Here is a 15,931-nt window from a genome sequence, read left to right as displayed (position 1 = left end):
CTACCTCCCCGAGCCTGTCCCAACGACCTTGAACCGCCGGTTTCATAGCCGGCGGTATTTTTTTGAATCCATATTGATCCTAAATCGATTAAATGCCTAATATGACTCCCTGGGAGCGTTCGGGAGGTTTGGCGCGTGCAGTTTTGGCGCCGGTTCATCGAAGTGTCACGATTTAACCATAGCTCTGTTTTCAGCAGTGGATGGAATAAACCGTTGCATGTCTTTTTGAACGGTGCAAATCTCGCGAGACGCGGTGGCGATTTGTCCAGCGTGCCCGCCGATCGTCAACCCCCGAAGTAATTGAGCTCACAATGAAAACCTCTGCAGAGAAAGTCGAAATCCCGAAGCCGCCGGAAAGACTGTCCGATCCCGCGACCCTGGCCGAAGACATTGTCGAGCGCCTGACCTACCGCATTGGCAAGGATGCCACCGTGGCCAAGCCGCATGATTGGCTGACCGCTGCCATCCTGGTCATTCGCGACCGGGTGATCGACCGCTGGATGGAGTCCACCCGCCGCACGTATGAGAGCGAGGGCAAGCGTGTCTACTATCTCTCGCTGGAATTCCTGATCGGCCGGCTGACGCGCGACGCTGTTTCCAATCTCGGCCTGATGGACGAACTGCGTGAAGCGCTGAAAATGCTCGGCGTCGACTTCGACGTCGTCGCGGCGCTTGAACCGGACGCAGCACTCGGCAATGGCGGTCTCGGCCGCCTCGCCGCCTGCTTCATGGAATCGATGGCGACGACGGATATCCCCGCCTATGGCTATGGCATCCGCTATGTCCACGGCCTGTTTCGCCAGCAGATCGCTGACGGCTGGCAGGTGGAACTGCCGGAAACCTGGCTTGCCCACGGCAATCCCTGGGAGTTCGAGCGCCGCGAAAGCGCCTATGAAGTCGGCTTCGGCGGCGCCGTCGAATCCGTGCTCGCTCAAGATGGCGAGGCTCGTTACGTCTGGAAGCCGGCCGAGCGCGTCATCGCCATGGCCTATGACACGCCGATCGTCGGCTGGCGCGGCAATCGCGTCAACACGCTACGCCTCTGGACGGCCCAGCCGATCGACCCGATCCTGCTCGCCGCCTTCAATGCCGGCGACCATATCGGCGCATTGCGCGAAAGCAACAAGGCCGAGAGCCTGGCGCGCGTGCTCTACCCCGCCGACGCAACGCCCGCCGGCCAGGAACTCAGGCTCCGGCAGGAATTCTTCTTCTCCTCGGCCTCGCTTCAGGACATTCTGCGCCGCCATCGCCAGCAATACAACACGCTGGAAAACCTCCACGAAAAGGTTGCAATCCAGCTCAACGACACGCATCCTGCCGTCTCCGTCGCTGAACTGATGCGCCTTCTCTGCGACGTCCACGGCTTCGAATTCGATGCGGCCTGGGAGATTACCCACAAGACGGTCTCCTACACCAACCACACGCTCCTGCCGGAAGCGCTGGAAACCTGGCCGGTGCCGCTCTTCGAGCGCCTGCTGCCGCGCCATATGCAGATCATCTACGGCATCAACGCCAAGGTGCTGCTCGAAGCCCGCAAGGCCAAGAACTTCAGCGACCCACAAGTCCGGGCCATCTCGCTGATCGACGAAAGCGGCGACCGCCGCGTGCGCATGGGCAACCTCGCCTTCATCGGCTCGCATTCGATCAACGGCGTTTCAGCGCTGCACACCGACCTGATGAAGGTCACCGTGTTCGCCGACCTGCATCGGCTCTATCCGGACCGCATCAACAACAAGACCAACGGCATCACGCCGCGTCGCTGGCTCAACCAGTGCAATCCTAGCCTGGTCAAGCTGCTGCGCGAAACGATCGGCGACAAGTTCCTCGACGATACCGAGGCACTGCAGAGCCTCAATGCCTTCGCCGAAGACGCCGAATTCCAGAAGAAGTTCGCCGCCGTCAAGCGCGACAACAAGGTCCGCCTCGCCCAGCTCATCCAGAGCCGTATGGGCCTGAAGCTCGACCCGTCGGCCATGTTCGACATCCAGGTCAAGCGCATCCACGAATACAAGCGTCAGTTCCTCAACATCATCGAGGCGGTATCGCTCTACGACCAGATGCGCTCCCGTCCTGAACAAGACTGGGTGCCGCGGGTGAAAATCTTCGCCGGCAAGGCGGCGCCGAGCTATCACAACGCCAAGCTGATCATCAAGCTCGCCAATGACGTCGCCCGTGTCGTCAATTCCGACCCGGCGGTGCGTGGCCTGCTCAAAGTCGTCTTCGTGCCGAACTACAATGTCTCGCTCGCCGAAGTGCTCGTGCCTGCGGCCGACCTTTCCGAACAGATCTCGACCGCCGGCATGGAAGCCTCCGGCACCGGCAACATGAAGTTCGGCCTCAACGGCGCGCTCACCATCGGCACGCTCGATGGCGCCAATGTCGAAATGCGTGACTACGTCGGCGCAGACAATATCCAGATTTTTGGCATGACCGCAGAACAAGTCGCCGCGGCACGCGCCGAAGGCCACAATCCGCGGGCCATCATCGAAGGCTCGCGCGACCTGTCGCAAGCACTGCACGCGATTGCTTCGGGCGTCTTCTCGCCCGATGACCCAACCCGCTTCGCCAGCCTCGTCGACGGCCTCTACCAGCACGACTGGTTCATGGTGGCGGGTGATTTCGATGCCTATACCAAGGCCCAGCGCGAGATTGATCGCACCTGGGAGAATGAAAAAAGCTGGTATGCAAAAACAATCCGGAACACAGCGCGCATGGGATGGTTTTCCTCTGATCGGACAATCCGGCAATATGCCAAGGAAATCTGGAGGGCGGGATGAGTATCGAGGCGGGCAAGGCCGATCGCAGGACGGTAAAGTCGGAAGCAGATGCGAACGGAGGCGCCACGCCTGACGCAAACGCGGCGGCAGACAATGCCGCCGCCAAGAAGCCAGCCAAGGTCAAGGATTTCCGCATCTTCGATGAAGAGGTGGCCGCGATCGTCGCGGGCGTGCATGCCAATCCGTTCGCCGTGCTCGGCCTGCATGAATTCGGCAAGGAATTCGTCGTCCGCGCGTTCGTCCCCGGCGCCGAGCAGATCACCGCCTATACGCTGAAGGGTGAAGATCTCGGCTCGATTCCCCGTCGCGACGGTGCCGGCTTCTTCGAGGGGCTGCTCTCCGTCAAGGCACGGCAACCACTCCGTTACCACGCGAAAAACGCCRTCGGCGAATGGGATGTGGTCGATCCCTATTCCTTCGGCCCCGTGCTCGGGCCGATGGACGACTATTATCTGCGCGAAGGCTCGCATCTGAGATTGTTCGACAAGATGGGCGCCCATCCGATCGAGCATGAAGGTGCGGAAGGCTTTCATTTTGCCGTCTGGGCGCCGAATGCCGCCCGGGTCTCGGTCGTCGGCAGCTTCAACAACTGGGACGGCCGCCGGCATGTCATGCGCTTCCGCAGCGACAGCGGCGTCTGGGAAATCTTCGTTCCCGGCATTGGCGGTGGCGAGACCTATAAATATGAAATCCTCGCCCGCGACGGCACGCTGCTGCCGCTGAAAGCCGATCCCTACGCACGCAAATCGGAGCTCAGACCGAAGACAGCTTCGCTGACCACGCCGGAGATCGAACAGGAATGGGAGGATGCGGCACATCGCGAATGGTGGTCCACCATCGATGCCCGCCGCCAGCCGATCTCGATCTACGAAGTCCACCCCGCCTCCTGGCGGCGTGGCCCCGACGACGCGATGCTGACCTGGGACGAACTCGGCGACCTGCTCATCCCCTATTGCGTCGAAATGGGCTTCACCCATATCGAATTCATGCCGATCACTGAGCACCCTTTCGACCCGTCCTGGGGTTATCAGACGACGGGCCTGTTCTCGCCCACCGCCCGATTCGGCGAGCCGGAAGCCTTTTCACGTTTCGTCAACGGCGCTCACAAGGCGGGCATCTCGATCCTGATGGACTGGGTGCCGGCGCATTTTCCGGTGGACCAGCACGGGCTTCGGCATTTCGACGGAACCGGGCTTTACGAGCATGAGGACCCGCGCCAGGGATTTCACCCCGACTGGAATACCGCCATCTACAATTTCGGCCGCACCGAAGTCGTAAGCTTCCTGATCAATTCAGCGCTCTACTGGGCGGAAAAATTCCACATCGACGGCCTGCGTGTCGATGCCGTCGCCTCCATGCTTTACCTCGATTATTCGCGCAAGGAAGGCGAGTGGATTCCCAACAAATACGGTGGCCGCGAAAACCTCGAGGCGGTGGAATTCCTCAAAGACATGAACCGCCACCTCTACGGCTCGCATCACGGCATCCTGACCATCGCCGAGGAATCCACCTCCTGGCCGAAAGTCTCCGCACCGGTCTATGACGGCGGCCTGGGCTTCGGCTTCAAGTGGAACATGGGCTTCATGCATGACACGCTCGAATATCTGAAGCGTGATCCGATCCACCGCAAGCATCACCATAACGAACTGACCTTCGGCCTGCTCTATGCCTGGTCGGAGAATTTCGTCCTGCCGCTTTCCCATGACGAAGTCGTGCATGGCAAGGGCTCGCTGATCACCAAAATGGCCGGCGACCAGTGGCAGAAATTCGCCAATCTGCGCGCTTATTACGGCTTCATGTGGGGATATCCCGGCAAGAAGCTGTTGTTCATGGGCCAGGAATTCGCCCAGTGGAACGAATGGTCGGAATCGCGCTCGCTCGACTGGAACCTGCTCGATTTCCCCAACCACGACGGCATGCGCCGTCTCGTGCGCGATCTCAATCAGCTCTACAAAACCAAGCCGGCCCTGCATGCCCGCGACTGCGAGGGCGAAGGCTTTGAATGGATGATCGCCGACGACCACGAAAATTCGGTCTATGCCTGGATCCGCAAGGCGCCAGGCGAGAAGCCGGTGGCCGTGATCACCAATTTCACGCCTGTCGAGCGCGGCAATTACGACGTGCCCTTGCCGATGGAAGGCAAATGGCGTGAGATCATCAATACGGATGCCGAGACCTATGGCGGTTCAGGAAAAGGCAATCTTGGGGAAGTGACCGCCCATAGGCAGCCAACCGGACGGATCGTCGGGACACTCGTCCTGCCGCCGCTCGGCACGATCTGGCTGGAGCCCGTATGAGTACGCGTAACGATCACTGGGAGGAAATAAAATGGCAGAAAGAAGACTCCAGCCTTTGGCGCGCGATGCCATGGCTTATGTGCTGGCCGGTGGACGCGGCAGCCGTCTCAAGGAATTGACGGACCGACGTGCCAAACCGGCGGTTTATTTCGGGGGCAAGACGCGCATCATCGATTTCGCACTTTCCAATGCACTGAATTCCGGCATTCGCCGCATGGGCGTCGCCACCCAGTACAAAGCGCATTCGCTGATCCGCCACCTGCAGCGCGGCTGGAACTTCTTCCGCCCGGAGCGAAACGAAAGCTTCGACATCCTGCCCGCCTCCCAGCGCGTCTCCGAAACGCAATGGTATGAAGGCACGGCCGACGCCGTCTACCAGAACATCGACATCATTGTTCCGCACAATCCGGAATATATGGTCATCCTCGCCGGCGACCATATCTATAAGCAAGACTACGAGCTGATGCTGCGCCAGCACGTCAATTCCGGCGCCGACGTCACCATCGGCTGCCTGGAAGTGCCGCGCATGGAGGCTGTGGCCTTCGGCGTCATGCATGTCGACAACAAGGACGTGATCATCGACTTCGTCGAAAAGCCCGCCGACCCGCCCGGCATTCCCGGCAACGAGAGCATGGCGCTCGCTTCGATGGGCATTTACATCTTCCACACCAAGTTCCTCGTCGACCTCCTGCGGCGCGACGCCGCCGACCCGAACTCCTCACGCGACTTCGGCAAGGACCTGATCCCCTATATCGTCAAGAACGGCAAAGCCGTCGCCCACCGTTTCAGCCAATCCTGCGTCAAGGCGGAGATGGAGACGGAGGCCTATTGGCGCGACGTCGGAACCGTCGATGCCTATTGGCAAGCCAATATCGACCTGACGGATGTCGTGCCGGAACTCGATCTTTACGACGTCCAGTGGCCGATCTGGACCTATTCCGAGATCACGCCACCGGCCAAGTTCGTCCATGATATCGACGGCCGTCGCGGCACAGCCATCTCCTCGCTGGTCTCGGGCAATTGCATCATTTCCGGTGCATCCGTCCATCGCACGATGCTGTCGACCGGTTGCCGGGTAAATTCCTATTCAAGCCTCGACCACGCGGTCGTGCTGCCGGAAGTGATCGTCAACCGCCACGCTCGGCTGAGCAAGGTGGTCGTCGATCGGGGCGTCATCATCCCGGAAGGCCTGGTCGTCGGCGAGGATCCCGAACTCGATGCCAAGCGCTTCCGCCGCACCGAGTCCGGCATCTGCCTCATCACCCAGGCCATGATCGACAAACTGGGTTGAGCGATGAAAGTCCTGTCCGTCGCCTCGGAAGTCTTCCCGCTGATCAAGACCGGAGGGCTCGCGGATGTCGCGGGCGCGCTGCCGCTCGCGCTCGCGCCTTTCGGCGTCGAGATGCGGACGCTTCTGCCCGGCTATCCTTCCGTCATGGCCAAGATCGGCGAGACGAAAGTCATCGCCGATCTGACCTGGCTCCTGGGCGAACCGGCGCGCGTGCTCTTTACCCAGCACGCCGGGTTGGATCTCTATATCCTCGACGCGCCGGCCTATTTCGACAGGCCGGGCGGCCCCTATACCGACGCAGCGGGCCTCGACCATGTCGACAATTGGCGGCGGTTCGCCGCACTCTCCTATATCGGCGCCGACATCGCCAACGGATTGGATCCTGCCTGGTTACCGGACCTCATCCATGTCCATGACTGGCAGGCGGCAATTACACCGATCTATCTGAAATACAGCGCCGCCGGCGGCCGCGTGCCGTCGGTGATCACCATTCACAACATCGCCTTCCAGGGCCAGTTTTCGTCTGCGATTTTCCCCCAGCTGGAACTGCCGCCGGATGCCTTTAACGTCAACGGCCTCGAATATTACGGCGATGTCGGCTATCTCAAGGGTGGGCTGCGCACCGCCTGGGCGCTGACCACCGTGAGCCCTACCTATGCGGTCGAGATCACCGAGCCGCAATTCGGCATGGGTCTCGAAGGCTTGATCGCCGCCCGCGCTGCCGATCTCACCGGCATCGTCAACGGCATAGACGACCAGATCTGGGACCCGGAAAACGACCGGCACATCGTCGCCAACTACAACTCCTCCTCGCTCAAACGCCGCGAGGAAAACCGCAAGGCGCTCGCGACCCGCGTGGGGCTCACCCCTGGCGCTGGGCCGATCTTCTGCATCGTCTCACGGCTCACCTGGCAGAAGGGCATCGATCTCGTCGTCGACAATATCGACTATATCGTCGCCAATGGCGGCAGCCTGGCTATACTCGGCTCCGGCGACGCAGCGCTCGAAGAGGCGCTGCAGGCGGCGGTGGCGCGCCATCCCGGCCGCGTCGGCATGGTCGTCGGCTATGACGAGCCGCTGTCACATTTGATGCAGGCCGGCGCTGACGCCATCCTCGTTCCCTCTCGCTTCGAGCCCTGCGGGCTGACCCAGCTCTATGGCCTGCGCTACGGCTGCCTTCCGGTTGTCGGCCATACGGGCGGGCTAGCCGACACGATTATCGACGCCAATGGTGCTGCAGTTACCGCCAAGGTCGCGACCGGCATCGAGTTCTCCCCCGTCACCTCCGATGGCCTGCGCGACGCGTTGCGCCGTACTTTCCGGCTCTACGCGGACCAGAAGACCTGGGCGCAGATTCAGAAGGCGGCGATGAAATCCGACGTCTCCTGGGGCGCCAGTGCCCGTCAATATGCCAGCCTCTACCAGAATCTCATCAGCAGGGTTTGACCGCCATGATCCTCACCGTCTCGACCACACCCTACAATGACCAGAAGCCTGGCACATCAGGCTTGCGCAAGAAGGTGCCGCATTTCCAGCAGCCCAACTATGTGCAGAACTTCGTCCAGTCGATCTTCGACTCACTCGAAGGCTTTCTCGGCCAGACGCTGGTGCTCGGCGGTGATGGCCGCTACTATAACCGCGAAGTCATCCAGATCGTGCTGAAAATGGCGGCCGCCAACGGCTTCGGCAAGGTCATGGTCGGCCGCGGCGGCATCCTCTCGACGCCGGCGACCTCCAATATCATTCGCAAATACAAGGCCTTCGGCGGCATCATCCTGTCCGCCTCGCACAATCCCGGCGGCCCGACCGAGGATTTCGGCATCAAGTACAATGCCGAAAACGGTGGCCCGGCGCCTGAGAAGATCACCGACGCGATCTTTGCCCTCTCCAAGCAGATCGATAAATATATGATCTCCGATGCCCCTGATATCGACATCGATGTGCCGGGCATGAAGTCGCTGGAAAACATGGAAGTCCACGTCTTCGACCCGGTCGAGGATTATGCGGCGCTGATGGAGACGCTGTTCGACTTTCCGGCAATCAAGGCCAAGATCGGCTCCGGCTTCCGCGTCGTGTTCGACGCGATGAGCGCGGTCACCGGTCCCTATGCCAAGGAGATCCTCGAAAACCGTCTCGGTGCCGCCAAGGGCTCGGTGCGCAATTTCGTGCCGCTGCCGGATTTTGGCGGCCACCACCCCGACCCCAACCTTGTTCACGCCAAGGACCTTTATGACGAGATGATGGGACCGGATGCGCCGGATTTCGGCGCCGCCTCGGACGGTGATGGCGACCGCAACCTGATCATCGGCAAGGGCATTTTCGTCACCCCGTCCGACAGCGTCGCCATGTTGTCAGCCAATGCTCATCTCGCTCCCGGCTATGCCAAGGGGCTTGCCGGCATCGCCCGCTCGATGCCCACCTCGGGTGCGGCCGACCGCGTTGCTGAAAAGCTCGGCATCGGCATCTACGAGACGCCGACCGGCTGGAAATTCTTCGGCAACCTGCTCGATGCCGGTATGGCGACGATTTGCGGCGAGGAAAGCGCCGGCACCGGTTCCAACCACGTGCGCGAAAAGGACGGCCTCTGGGCCGTGCTGCTCTGGCTCAATATCCTTGCGGTGCGCAACGAGAGCGCCAAGGACATCGTCACCAAGCATTGGGCCGCCTTCGGCCGCAATTATTATTCGCGCCACGACTACGAGGAAATCGAGACCGGAGCGGCCAATGGCCTGGTGGACAATCTGCGCAGCCAGCTCGCCACCCTGCCCGGCCAGAAATTCGGCGAGCTGACGGTCCAGACCGCCGACGACTTCGCCTATCACGACCCGGTCGACCATTCCGTGTCCGAGCACCAGGGTATCCGCATCCTCTTCGAAGGCGGCAGCCGCGTCGTCTTCCGCCTGTCAGGCACCGGCACGTCCGGGGCGACGCTGCGCGTCTATATCGAGCGCTACGAGCCCGACGCCTCGCGCCACGACCTCGACACGCAGCAGGCGCTGGCCGACCTGATCGCCGTGGCAGACCAGATCGCCGGCATCAAGTCGAGAACCGGACGCGACAAGCCGAGCGTGATAACCTGAGCTTCGATATACGGAAATCTCGCTGTTACGGCAGTATTGTCGGAACAGGGGAGGACATCACAAACTCCGTTTTTTGAAGATGATCCGCCGACGCGAGCCGCCGGCGGATCGCAGCGTTTCGGCGCGCTCAGGCAGACCTGGTCTTCATCCGGCTCAGAGCGGCAATCAGTGCCTCCGCTGCTTCACTCGATGAGGCCGGATTCTGACCGGTGATGAGCTGGCCATCGATCACTGTATGCACACCCCAATCCTTGACTTTGGAGAAGACCGCGCCGAGACCGATCAACTCGTCCTCGACCAGGAACGGCACGACCTTTGTGAGGCCCACAGCCTCTTCCTCGGTATTGGTGAAGCCGGTGACGTAGCGTCCCTGAACGAAGGGGCTGCCGTCGGGTTTTGTCACATGACGCAGAACACCTGGCGCATGGCAAACCAAAGCGACTGGCTTGCCCGTCGCAACGAAGGATGCGATCAGTTCGATCGAATTCCGATCTTCGGCCAGATCCCACAAAGGGCCGTGACCACCGGGGTAGAAGACTGTATCGAAGTCCTTCTGGTCGATGCTATCCAGGCGCACAGTCTCTGCCAGCTGCGCCTTGGCCGCTTTGTCGCCGTTGAAGCGCCGCGTCAGGTCGGTCTGGAACGTCGGCTCATCGCTCTTCGGGTCGAGAGGAGGCTGGCCGCCTTTCGGCGAGGCGAGAGTGATCTCGGCGCCGGCATCCTTGAAGACGTAGTAGGGCGCTGCCAGCTCTTCGAGCCAGAAGCCGGTCTTCCTGCCGGTGTCGCCGAGCGTGTCGTGCGAAGTGAGTACGATGAGGACTTTCATTGCCGGATCCTTCCGTGAGATGGCGCCATGGGCGTAGCAGCCGGTTGATTTGGAGTTCGTTCAGCCGCGGCGGCTTTTCGATGTGGTGACAATGGCATTGGCCCATATATTTCGGAAATTTATTTCTTTGATTTTAGATATTCACATGAGATTATATCTCGATGAGATACGATCTGAACCTGCTCCCGGTTTTCCTGGCCCTGATGGAAGAGCGGAGCGTGACGCGGGCCGCAGCGCGGCTGGGCATCACGCAACCGGCACTGTCCAATTCGCTGAACCGCCTGCGCGAAACCCTGCGTGACCCGCTGTTCATCCGAGAAAGATACGGCATAAAACCGACAGAACTGGCAGAAGAGATCGCCCCGACAATCGAAGCAGCGCTGGCGCAACTCGACGATCTCGTTTCGAACCAGCAGGAGTTTCAGCCGGCAAACGCCGAGCGCCTGTTCACGCTTGCTCCCAACAGCTACGCGGAACTTGTTTTGATGCCGGCACTGGCCGCGAGAATGCGCGAGCGGGCGCCGGGCATTAAGCTCCGCATGACGCCATTCGGAAATGATCTCGCCGAGACCGGCGTCGTTTCCGGGACAACGACCATGGTGCTTGGCCGGATTGTCGATCCACCGGATAACCTTGTCGTTCAGCATCTTATGGATGACGGGCTTGCCTGTGTGGTGCGCGCCGATCATCCCGAGATCGGAGATCGTATGTCCCGAGAGCAGTTTGAGGGCCTAAAGCATGTGAACGTTCTCCCGCCGGGCCGGCTGCGCGCAGGCCTCTTCCAGGCGTTAGGGCAGCATAACCTCAAACGGGAGGTTGCCGTTTCCGTGACGCACTTTCTCGCCGTCCCCGAGATGCTTGCCGTCACGGACTACTGCGCAACGCTGCCGCGCCTGATCTGTCAGAAGCTGGAGCAGGATCCGCGCCTGAAAGTGCTTCCGACGCCCGTCGACCTCGGCACCTTCCCTGTGCAAATGGCTTGGCACATTCGCTATCGTCACGACCCAGCCCACAGGTGGTTGCGTTCGATGATCAGCGAATTGGCAGGAGAAATGATCGCAAGAGAGACTTAAAATCGGTTGCCCACGCTCGTGTTCATGTAAGCTGAGAGGGCACTTCGCTCCTGACCGTATCAGGCTGCACGTGATATTGGATCGCCGAAATTCGCCTGGATTTCGGCGAAACGTCCCTCAATCTCGGCAAACACTTCGACGAGTTTCGGATCGAAATGCCGACCACGTTCGGCCAGGATAATGCTCACCGCCTCCTCATGCGGCATTGCCGGCTTGTAGACCCGCTCCGAAATCAGCGCGTCGTAGACGTCGGCGATCGCCATCAGCCGGCCGGCGAGCGGAATCTCGCTGCCTTTCAATCCGTTCGGATAACCGGAACCATCCCATTTCTCGTGATGCGTCTCGGCGATCTGTCCGGCAACATGCAGGAAGCCGGAGTCGACGCCGAGATTGTTCTGGGCATTGGCGATGGCGCGCCCGCCGAGCATGGCGTGCGTCTTCATGATGGCGAATTCGTCGCCCGTCAGCTTGCCCGGCTTGCGCAGGATGGCGTCGGGAATGGCGATCTTGCCGATATCATGCAGCGGCGCTGACTTGTAGAGCAGCGCAATCGTCTCGGAATTGAGTTCTCCCGCATAGACGCCGCGCGCCAGGCAGGCCTCGGCCAGCGCGCGGACATAGTGCTGCGTGCGACGGATATGGTTGCCGGTCTCGTTGTCGCGCGCCTCGGCCAGATCCGCCATCGCCATCACCATGGCATCCTTGGCGCGGATCGCCTCGTCGCGCGCAGCGCGCAGCGAATTGGCAAGCGCGATATTGGTCATCGCCACCGCAGCACTGTTGGCGATGCGCTGCAGGGTGCGAATGATGCTGTTCGACGGCCGATGATGCGACGCCCAATAACAACCGATCGCGCCCACCGGATCGTCGCGCCGCACCGGAACCATGACCAGGCTTTTGACGAAAGTCGGCTGATAAGCTGCGTGCGGAATGCGCTGGTCGGCATAGATATCCTCGATGACCACCGCTTCCTTGTGCAGCATCGACCAACCGGAAATGCAGCTTTCCAGCGGAAAACGCTGACCTTTCCACAGCGGCCCGATCGCATCCTCATCCGCGTAGAAGCATTTATCGCCATCGCGCAGCACGAAGGTCACGCCATCGGCGCCGACCAGCGGCCGCGCCGCGCTACGGACGATCGCCGTGACTTCGTCGAAACCACGCGCCAGTGAAAGCTGCAGAATAAGGTCGTCAATATCCAGGGCGGTCCCCCGATCGCTCGTCATTGCCTCTGCCACTATCGGCTGCCCACGGAACTGGTGTTGAACGAAGGACAGCTTCCTATAGTTGACTTACTGGAATCCTAATATTCACAGGCAAGTTTTGACAAAAGCTAACTGACCACCCGACGAGCCCAAATTATTTAGTAAATACTAATTTTCTATTGGCGAAAGAACGACTTGGTCGCTCCAGATCGTCGGACGGCTGTCTCGGATGCCAAACCCAGCCTTTGCCGCCAGAGGCGAAAAGCCCTCCAGCCCGCGCAAGATCAGCTTGATGCGGCTTTGTGCGAGCAGTTTCCGGCGCTGCTCGTCGTCGCGCGTCACCGACCCGACGACGAAACGAACACCTTTGCCATCGGCAGCCAAAACTTTGAGATTGTCGATGATTGCCTGGTCGCTGCCATATTCGAACAGGCCCCCCTCCGAGGAGGCGGCAATGATCGCATTTCGCCCAACACAGTCCGCGATGAGCTCACCGAGAAGACCGACATCGTTCCAGTCGTAAGCGCGATGGTGGAAGGCAATATCGAGGCTGGCGAGAGCCCGGTTCTCCGCTTGCAGCGCCGCAAGCGCATTGCGCCCAAAGAATGGACCAGCATCGTCCTGATCCAGCACATGGATCGCGATCTTGCGTGCCAGCAATACCGGGTTACGCCGCCTGAGAATGATCAGCGCGTTGAGCGTATCGATCGTCGGCCCACCGGCAATATTGATGATATGCAGCGGCCGTGCATCGGGGCGAAGATAGGGTATTAGCCCGTCGGCCATCAGTTCCGCCATCTGCTGCGTTCTCAGCCTGAGATAGGTTGCATGCGGCGAGGCGGCGAAACGTCGGTCGATCGGCGCGTCATAAGGCGGCACGAGATTGTCGGCGCCGAGCTTCATCACATAGGTGGTGATGCCGTCGAGAAAGCTTTCCCGGCCGCCGAAGAGTGCTGCCAGCAGCTTCGATTTCTGCACCGCCGACTTCAGCATCCAGCGCATGACAAAGCGCGGGATCAGGCGGTTGCGCCGCTCGCTGCGCAGGAACGCTTCTTGCAGAGCCGGCCGGCCGGCCGCATCGTCCGGCACGTGGAAACGCGGATGCGTGACATCGATCACCGGCAGGCTAACGCTATCGCGCGTTTCAGCATGAACGATCACCTCACTCTTCGGCTCCATCTCCATGTACCGCTCCTTCTTGGCTTCTTTCTAATATCATCGACACCGCGACGCACAGGAATTTCCTAATTGGGGCTGTCGGTTTCGCCTGAAATAACGTTTTCTTGTTTCCGCCATACGTTGTGCCGAATCGTTCCAATCGAAAGTCTCCCCCATGCCCCAAGCCAAGCCTGGCGTGACGATCACTTCTCGCGGCATCGATTTCTCCATCCGGTCCCGATATGCGAGGGCAATCGATCTATGCCTCTACGAGGACGATGGCGGCCTTGAGCTCTCGCGATTGCCGATGACGGTGGGTAACGATCACGTCTGGCATTTATCGGTCGACAGCGCACGGGCGGGAACACATTACGGCTATCGTGCCCATGGCGATTGGGCGCCGGAACGCGGGCTCTGGTTCGATCCGTCGAAACTGCTTGTCGACCCCTATGCGGTGGAGCTCGACAGGCCCTTCCGCTACGACCCAATCCTGTCGCAGTTCGGCGCCGACACGGCCGCCGTGGTTCCGAAATCGATTGCCAGGCAATGCAACCCGATTCCGCATCACGCACCGCATTTCCAGACCGGCGGATTGATCTACGAGGTCAATGTCCGCGGCCTGACCATGCAGCATCCCGACATCCCCGAAGCCGAGCGCGGCACCGTGCGGGCGCTGAGCCACCCGGCGATCATCGCCCATCTTCGGAAACTCGGCGTCTCGGCCGTCGAACTGATGCCGATCACCGCCTGGATCGATGAGCGCCACTTGCCGCCGCTCAATCTGCGCAACAGCTGGGGCTACAATCCCGTCGCCATGATGGCGCTCGACCCGCGCCTCTGCCCCGGCGGCGTGCGCGAACTGGCAGAAGCTGTCGCAGCGCTGCATGCCCATGGCATCGGTACCATTCTCGACCTCGTCTTCAACCATACCGGTGAAAGCGACAAATTCGGGCCGATCGTCTCGATGCGCGGCATCGACAGCCTCACTTACTACCGTCATCCCCAAGGCGATCCGGGCGGTCTGGTCAACGACACCGGCACCGGCAACACGCTCGCCTGCGACCATCGCCCGGTGCGCGAACTGGTGCTCGATACGCTCCGGCACTTCGTCCGCCATTGCGGCATCGATGGCTTCCGCTTCGACCTCGCCCCGATCCTCGGCCGCGGCCCGCACGGCTTCCACCCGGACGCAGCAGTGCTGGCGACGATGCGCGAGGATGCACTGCTGGCCGACCGTGTCCTGATCGCCGAACCCTGGGATATCGGTCCCGGCGGCTATCAACTCGGCAATTTCCCCGAGGGCTTTCTCGAATGGAACGACCGCGCGCGCGACGACATGCGGATGTTCTGGCGTGGCGATGATCATAAGATCGGCGATCTCGCTTCCCTGCTCGCCGGCTCCTCCAGCACCTTTTCTCGTCACGGCGGCACCGCGACCCGCACGGTCAATTTCATCGCCGCCCATGACGGTTTCAGCCTGCTCGATCTCGTGTCCTTCAATGCCAAGCACAATGCGCTGAACGGCGAGCAGAACCGCGATGGCCACAATGAGAACTATTCCTGGAACAATGGCGCCGAAGGCAAGACCAGCGATCCCCTGATCAAAAGTCATCGCCGCAGCGATGTGAAGGCCTTACTGTCGACGCTGTTTGCCAGCCGCGGCGCGATCATGCTGACGGCCGGCGACGAATTCGGCCGCAGCCAGGACGGCAACAACAATGCCTATGCGCAGGACAATCCGCTGACCTGGCTCAACTGGGCTGAGCGGGATATCGAGATCGAGGATCATGCCGCCACGCTCTCGGCCATCCGCCGGCGCTTCGACATTTTTTCCAGCACCCGATTCCTGACCGACCAGGATGTCGAATGGCTGTCGCCATCAGGCATGCCGATGCAGGTCTGGGACTGGGATGCACCCGGCAACGGCTATCTGCTGATGTCGCTGAAAACCGTCGACCGCGAAGCCAACGAACTCTGCCGGCTCGCCATCGCCTTCAACCGGACCCGCGACGACAAGCTCATTCATCTGCCAGGCGGGGCGCGGAACTGGAAGGTCGTGCTTGGTACCGGCATGACGGTCGCCGCGCGCTCGGTGTCGATTTTTGCCGGCAGGCTCGATTAGCGCTCAAGCTGCCGCACGGCTCGAAACGGCCGGCAGTGATCGCTTGCGCACGAAAATTGATGACCGCCGTCATAGCCTCGGCGATGAGCGCATGTGAAACTG

At 60.9% G+C, this 15,931-nt stretch carries 10 protein-coding genes; 7 read left to right on the top strand and 3 right to left on the bottom strand.

What is annotated here, in order from left to right:
• Positions 1-311 precede the first annotated feature (311 nt).
• The 5 genes from AC1DYF_RS33280 to AC1DYF_RS33260 are packed head-to-tail and all read left to right on the top strand — an operon-like array spanning position 312 to position 9,445.
• The gene (locus AC1DYF_RS33280) at positions 312-2,777 is read left to right on the top strand and encodes a glycogen/starch/alpha-glucan phosphorylase (RefSeq protein WP_477882248.1); all 2,466 of its coding nucleotides are present in this window, start codon (positions 312-314) and stop codon (positions 2,775-2,777) included.
• A complete protein-coding gene (gene glgB / locus AC1DYF_RS33275; protein WP_477882246.1) occupies positions 2,774-5,074 on the top strand; it encodes a 1,4-alpha-glucan branching protein GlgB in 2,301 nt (766 codons plus the stop codon). Before AC1DYF_RS33280 ends, glgB begins: the two co-directional genes overlap by 4 nt.
• A 31-nt stretch (positions 5,075-5,105) precedes the next feature.
• Positions 5,106-6,365, top strand: a complete 1,260-nt coding sequence (gene glgC / locus AC1DYF_RS33270) for a glucose-1-phosphate adenylyltransferase (RefSeq protein ID WP_477882244.1) — start codon at positions 5,106-5,108, stop codon at positions 6,363-6,365.
• 3 nt (positions 6,366-6,368) lie between these two features.
• Positions 6,369-7,811, top strand: a complete 1,443-nt coding sequence (gene glgA / locus AC1DYF_RS33265) for a glycogen synthase GlgA (protein ID WP_477882242.1) — start codon at positions 6,369-6,371, stop codon at positions 7,809-7,811.
• 5 nt (positions 7,812-7,816) lie between these two features.
• Complete coding sequence (locus AC1DYF_RS33260) at positions 7,817-9,445, top strand: alpha-D-glucose phosphate-specific phosphoglucomutase (protein WP_477882240.1); 1,629 nt, start codon at positions 7,817-7,819, stop codon at positions 9,443-9,445.
• 127 nt (positions 9,446-9,572) lie between these two features.
• On the opposite strand, the gene AC1DYF_RS33255 is transcribed toward AC1DYF_RS33260, so the two are convergent.
• Positions 9,573-10,271 carry a type 1 glutamine amidotransferase domain-containing protein gene (locus AC1DYF_RS33255; RefSeq protein WP_477882238.1) on the bottom strand — a complete coding sequence of 233 codons (699 nt, stop codon included), beginning with the start codon at positions 10,269-10,271 and terminating at the stop codon, positions 9,573-9,575.
• 161 nt (positions 10,272-10,432) lie between these two features.
• Between AC1DYF_RS33255 and AC1DYF_RS33250 the strand changes: the two genes are divergently transcribed.
• Positions 10,433-11,344, top strand: a complete 912-nt coding sequence (locus AC1DYF_RS33250; RefSeq protein WP_477882236.1) for a LysR family transcriptional regulator — start codon at positions 10,433-10,435, stop codon at positions 11,342-11,344.
• Positions 11,345-11,403: 59 nt separating this feature from the next.
• On the opposite strand, the gene AC1DYF_RS33245 is transcribed toward AC1DYF_RS33250, so the two are convergent.
• Together AC1DYF_RS33245 and AC1DYF_RS33240 are read right to left on the bottom strand one after the other, a co-directional pair.
• Positions 11,404-12,570: an HD-GYP domain-containing protein gene (locus AC1DYF_RS33245; protein ID WP_477882234.1), complete on the bottom strand. Its 1,167-nt coding sequence runs from the start codon at positions 12,568-12,570 to the stop codon at positions 11,404-11,406.
• 147 nt (positions 12,571-12,717) lie between these two features.
• Positions 12,718-13,734: a hypothetical protein gene (locus tag AC1DYF_RS33240; RefSeq protein WP_477882232.1), complete on the bottom strand. Its 1,017-nt coding sequence runs from the start codon at positions 13,732-13,734 to the stop codon at positions 12,718-12,720.
• A gap of 148 nt (positions 13,735-13,882) precedes the next feature.
• Here AC1DYF_RS33240 and glgX point away from each other — a divergent pair, with 148 nt between their 5' ends.
• A complete protein-coding gene (gene glgX / locus AC1DYF_RS33235) occupies positions 13,883-15,829 on the top strand; it encodes a glycogen debranching protein GlgX (RefSeq protein ID WP_477882230.1) in 1,947 nt (648 codons plus the stop codon).
• Positions 15,830-15,931 lie beyond the last annotated feature (102 nt).

The sequence above is a fragment of the Rhizobium sp. P2_G9 genome (assembly GCF_056403475.1).
The sequence above is the reverse complement of the archived record's forward strand: the minus strand, read 5'-3'. Positions and strand labels throughout refer to the sequence as shown.